Source organism: Mesorhizobium sp. M5C.F.Ca.IN.020.32.2.1 (genome assembly GCF_004023105.1).
GTDB classification, from domain to species: Bacteria; Pseudomonadota; Alphaproteobacteria; order Rhizobiales; family Rhizobiaceae; genus Mesorhizobium; species Mesorhizobium wenxiniae.
Map to the genome: position 1 here is coordinate 1 of NZ_RZSX01000473.1, position 4976 is coordinate 4976.

Annotated in this window: 4 protein-coding genes; all 4 read left to right on the plus strand. The window is 61.0% G+C overall.

The window, feature by feature from the left end; translation table 11 throughout:
• The coding region (locus tag EOA86_RS22030; RefSeq protein ID WP_164891897.1) for an ABC transporter substrate-binding protein at positions 1 to 1519 on the plus strand (1519 nt) is incomplete at its 5' end.
• Between the two features lie 164 nt (positions 1520 to 1683).
• A complete protein-coding gene (locus tag EOA86_RS22035; RefSeq protein WP_029351580.1) occupies positions 1684 to 2718 on the plus strand; it encodes an ABC transporter permease in 1035 nt (344 codons plus the stop codon).
• A gap of 12 nt (positions 2719 to 2730) precedes the next feature.
• Positions 2731 to 3888 carry an ABC transporter permease gene (locus EOA86_RS22040; protein WP_127209719.1) on the plus strand — a complete coding sequence of 386 codons (1158 nt, stop codon included), beginning with the start codon at positions 2731 to 2733 and terminating at the stop codon, positions 3886 to 3888.
• 52 nt (positions 3889 to 3940) lie between these two features.
• On the plus strand, positions 3941 to 4976 hold a 1036-nt coding region (locus EOA86_RS22045; protein WP_164891898.1), incomplete at its 3' end, for an ABC transporter ATP-binding protein.

Genomic DNA, 4976 nt, shown 5'->3' on the forward strand with positions numbered 1-4976 from the left:
GGCCTATGGAATGCTCGGCCTCGCCGACCCGACGCCGGCGAGAGCGCAGGACGTACAGGGCAAGAAGGGCGGCATATTGAAGGTCGCCATGTGGATCAAGGATCCGAAGGATCCGCGCAAGGCCGACTGGTCGGAAATCGCCAATGCCGAGCGCCAGGCACTCGAGCCGTTGGTCAAGTACACAAACGAATTCACGTTCCGCCCCTACCTGCTCGAGAGTTGGGACGTCAACGACGACGCCACCGAATACACGCTGCATGTGCGCAAGGGCGTCACCTGGAACAACGGCGATCCGTTCACCGCGGATGACGTCATCTTCAACTTCAAGCGTTGGGCCGACAAGAAAGCCGAAGGCAATTCCATGCCCGGTCGTCTCGGCTCGCTGGTCAAGGACGACAAGCTGGATGAGAGCGCAGTCACCAAGGTCGACGAACACACGGTCAAGCTAAAGCTCAGCACGCCTGATATCGCGCTCATTCCCAACGTGTGCGACTATCCCGGCCTCATCGTCCACAAGACCTTCGACGAAAAGGGCGGCGATTTCAAAGCCTGCCCGATCGGCACCGGCCCGTTCGAGCTCGTCTCCTACGATGTCGGCCAGAAAGTCGTCTACAAGCGCCGCGAAGACAACAAGTGGTGGGACGGCGAGGTCTTTCTCGACGGCATCGAGTTCATCGACTACGGCACCGATCCCGCGGCTACGGTCAGCGCCTTCGAATCGGGAGAGGTCCATACCAATTTCGAGACGTCGGCCGACTATGTGTCAATCCTCGACGGTGTCGACCTGGTCAAGTACGAGGTGGTCACCGCAGCGACCATCGTCTGCCGCACCAATGTGGCCAACAAGCCTTATGACGATCAGAAGGTCCGCAACGCGCTCCAGCTCGCAGTCGACAACGCCGTCGTGCTGCAGCTTGGCATGGCCAATGCCGGTACTGTCGCCGAAAACCACCATGTCAGCCCGATCCATCCGGAATATTACGAGCTGCCGAAGATTGCCCGCGATCCGGCCAAGGCGAAGGCGCTGATGGAGGAAGCCGGTCAGGCCGATTTCGAGCACGAGCTGATCACGGTCGACGAAGACTGGCACAAGAATACCGGCGATGCGATCGCCGCGCAGATGCGCGACGCCGGCATCAAGGTGAAGCGCACGGTGCTGCCGGGTTCGACGTTCTGGAACGACTGGACGAAGTATCCGCTGTCGATAACCAACTGGAACATGCGGCCGCTCGGCGTCCAGGTTCTGGCGATCGGCTACCGCACCGGAGAAGCCTGGAACGAAACCGCCTGGTCGAATCCCGAATGGGATGCCAAGCTCAACGCCGCGCTCGCTGTTGCCGACGCCGCCAAGCGCAAGGAGATGATGAAGGACATCGAGCAGATCCTGCAGGATTCCGGAATCATCATCCAGCCTTTCTGGCGCAAGCTCTACAGTCACTCGGTGGCTGCCGTTAAGAACTACGCCATGCACCCGACCTTCGAGCGCGACTACGGCAAGGTCTGGCTCGACGAGGCCTGATCGGATCGAAGCCAAAGGGGAGGGGGGCGTTGTTCCCTCCCTCCTGTTTCGAACATGATCCAAATGTGGGATCAGCGCAAAAAGGTGCTGACTTTTCAGGCCGGCTCATGCGACAAATCAAGGGTTGACAGCACCTGACCCCAACCCGATCGGCAGGGGCCGCCATGCTTTCCTTCATCCTTCGACGCCTCGGCACCATGGCATTGACGATGCTGTGCCTGACATTGGTCGTCTTCTTCCTGATCAATCTCGACCCCAATCTGAAAAAACTGGCGATCAGCCAGACCGAAATGCACACCTCGGCCGAGCAGCTCGAAAGCTGGCTGGTCAACCATGGCTATCGCCAGAATTTCTTCTCCCGCTATGGCCAATGGCTGGGTATCGTGCCCAAACAGCCGGTCACAGACCCGGCAACGGGCAAACCCGCGCGACGTTTTTCGTTCTGCAACGATCCTGTCGAGCCGACGTTCTCCGGCGTGCTGCAGGGTGATTTCGGCTGCTCGACCAAGTTCAAGACGACGGTCGCGTCGAAGCTTTTCCCGGCGCTCGGCGCCACCGGTATTCTGATGTTCTGGGTGCTTGTGGTGATGGTGCCGATCTCGCTTCTGATCGGCATCCTTGCCGGCATGCGAGAAGGCTCGCGAACCGATCGAACGTTGTCCGTCGCCTCGATCGCCTCGACGGCGACGCCCGAATATGTGTCGGGCGTCATTTTCACCGTCATTTTCGCCTCATGGCTCGGCCTGCTGAACGGTTCGGCGGCTTCGGCCAGCCGGGGCATCACCTTCTACAATTTCACTTTGCCTGTGATGACGCTGGCGATCTACGGCATCGGCTACATCGCCCGCATGACCCGCGCCTCGATGGTCGAGGTGATGACGCAGCAATATATCCGCACCGCGCGGCTGAAGGGCCTCTCCTTCGGCAGCGTCGTGGTCAAGCATGCGCTGCGCAACGCGCTGATCGCGCCGTTCACTGTCATCATGCTGCAATTTCCCTGGCTGCTCACCGGCGTCGTCATCGTCGAGGTGATGTTCCGCTACCAGGGATTTGGCTACACGCTGGTCGAGGCGGCCGGCAACAACGATATCGATCTTTTGCTCGGCTGCTCCCTGGTCTCGGTGTTCATCGTCCTGATCACGCAGCTCATTTCCGATGTCGGCTACGCGTTTCTCAATCCGCGTATCAGAGTTCAATAGGGGATCGAGCGGATGCAGCTTGAATATATCGGCGCCGTCGATGTGGTGCTTGGCGTGCTTGCGCGTTTCTGGCCGGTCTGGATCGCTCTCGTCCTGGTGATGGGGGCGAGCTTCGCCTACAAGAAGAGGCTTGGCCTCTACGGTCAGCTGTTCGACAGCAGCGTCGGCATCGTCGGCGTCGGCATCTGCCTGTTCTGGCTGTTCACGGCGATCTTCGCGTCGACCATCTCGCCCTTCAATCCGCTTGTCCAGATACCGATCATGAAGGATGCGCTGCCGGGCGCGGTCGAGCCGCAATCGGGACTTGTCTACCTGTTCGGCGGCGACAAGCTTGCCCGCGACGTGTTCAGCCGCATGGTCTATGGCAGTCAGATCGTGCTGATCATCGCGCCGGCGGCGACCGGTTTCGCGCTGATGGTCGGCATCACGCTTGGCCTGCCGGCCGGTTATTATGGCGGCAGGATCGATACGGTGCTGTCATTCCTCGCCAACCTGGTGCTCGCCTTCCCGGTGATTCTCCTGTTCTATCTCTTGGTGACGCCGGGCATCATGGAGACGCCGATCCCCTATGCGATGGCCGGGCTGTTCTTCCTGTTCCCGATCATCTTCTTCAGCGTGCTGTTCTGGACGCGCTACAAGAAGCGGCCGGACCGCCTTTACATCCTCCTGGGGCTGACCCTTGCCATTGGCGGCTGGGTCTATGCCGGCCTGGTCTTCGATGCCGACCCGTTCAGGATAATCCATATCGATCCCAACCAGCTCAACATCTTCGTGGCGGTGGTGTTCGCCTCCAGCCCCGGCGTGTTCCGCATCGTGCGCGGCCTTGTCATGGACATCAAGACGCGCGACTATGTGGCGGCGGCGCAGACGCGCGGTGAATCGCCCTGGTACATCATGCTGTGGGAGATCCTTCCCAATGCACGCGGGCCGCTGATCGTCGATGCCTGCCTGCGTATCGGCTACACCACGATCCTGCTCGGCACGCTCGGCTATTTTGGGCTGGGGCTGGCGCCCGAGAGTCCGGACTGGGGCACCGCGATCAAGGACGCCAGCCGGCTGCTGCGCTCCTTCATCCATCCGGCGCTGCCGCCGACGATCGCGCTGATGTCGTTCGTGCTGGGCCTTAATCTGTTGGCCGACTCGCTGCGTGAACAATCGATGAAAGATTGATGGACGGGTTCTCGACCCGATATGCTTGAAAGAACAAGGATTGGAGCGACCCATGAATGAGGCAGTTCGAAATCCCGCCGAGCCGATCATCGAGATCGAGAACCTGTCGATCTCCTTCTTCACCCGCAAGGGTGAGATACCGGCCGTTATGGACTTCTCCTGCACGGTCATGCCTGGCGAAGCGATGGGCATCGTCGGCGAATCCGGCTGCGGCAAGTCGACCGTGTCGCTCGGCATCATGCGCGACCTCTCCAACATCGGAAAGATCGTCGGCGGTCGGATAAAGTTCCAGGGCAAGGACATGGGCGAGCTGTCCGACGAGGAACTGCGCGCCATCCGCGGCAACAAGATCGCGATGATCTACCGGGAGCCGATGGCCAGCCTGAACCCGGCGATGAGGGTCGGCCAGCAACTGATGGAAGTGCCGCTGATCCACGACAAGGTGTCGAAGGAAGAGGCTTATAGACGCGCGCTGGAAATGGTGCGCGCGGTCAGGCTGCCCGATCCCGAGCGCATGATGCGCTCCTTTCCGCACCAGCTTTCCGGTGGCCAGCAACAGCGTATCGTCATCGCCATGGCGCTGCTGTCGAAGCCGGCGCTGCTCCTGCTCGACGAGCCGACGACGGCGCTCGACGTGACGGTGGAAGCCGGCATCGTCGACCTGGTCAAGGGGCTCGGCGAGAAGTTCGGCACCTCGATGATCTTCGTGTCGCATAATCTCGGCCTGATCCTGGAAACCTGCGACCGCATTACGGTGATGTATTCGGGCGAAGCGGTGGAGACCGGCAAGATCAAGGACGTCTTCGACCGGATGCGCCATCCCTACACGCAAGGCCTGTTCCGCTCGATCCCGCTGCCCGGCGCCGACAAGAATTCGCGGCCTCTGATCTCCATACCGGGGCAATTGCCGCTGCCGCACGAGCGGCCGAAGGGCTGCAATTTCGGCCCCCGCTGCCACCATTTCGTCGAGGGCGTCTGCAACGCCGCCGAAATCCCGATGATCGCGGTCGACGGCCATGAAGGCCATTTTTCGCGCTGCGTGCGCTTCAACGAGATCGACTGGGAGGCGCTGCCGCCCGGCGCCAAGA